This window comes from Mesorhizobium sp. M8A.F.Ca.ET.207.01.1.1, from assembly GCF_004794715.1.
In the GTDB taxonomy this organism is placed as follows: Bacteria; Pseudomonadota; Alphaproteobacteria; order Rhizobiales; family Rhizobiaceae; genus Mesorhizobium.
In genome coordinates, this window is the sequence record NZ_SRUS01000574.1 from 1 (window position 1) to 284 (window position 284).

Annotated in this window: 1 protein-coding gene; it reads left to right on the forward strand. The window is 67.3% G+C overall.

The annotated features are described in order from the left end of the window. Positions 1-284, forward strand: a 284-nt coding sequence (locus EN850_RS35890; RefSeq protein WP_281407322.1) for an ATP-binding protein, incomplete at both ends; no start/stop codon positions are given.

The following is a 284-nucleotide window of genomic DNA, read 5'->3' on the forward strand; positions in this document are numbered from 1 at the left end:
GCCGGGTCATCCCGGAAGGCAAGACCATGTGTTCGCTGTGCTCGCGCCTGCGGCGTGGTGCGCTGTACCACTACGCCGAGACCCACGGCTTCACCAAGATCGCGCTGGGCCACCATCGCGACGACAGGGTGGCCACGTTCTTCATGAACCTGTTCCACCACGCCAAGCTGGCGAGCATGCCGCCGAAGCTGCGCAGCGATGACGGCAGGCACGTGGTGATCCGGCCGCTGGCGTACGTGCGCGAGAGCGACATCGTCGAGTACGCGCAGGCACGCCGGTTCCCG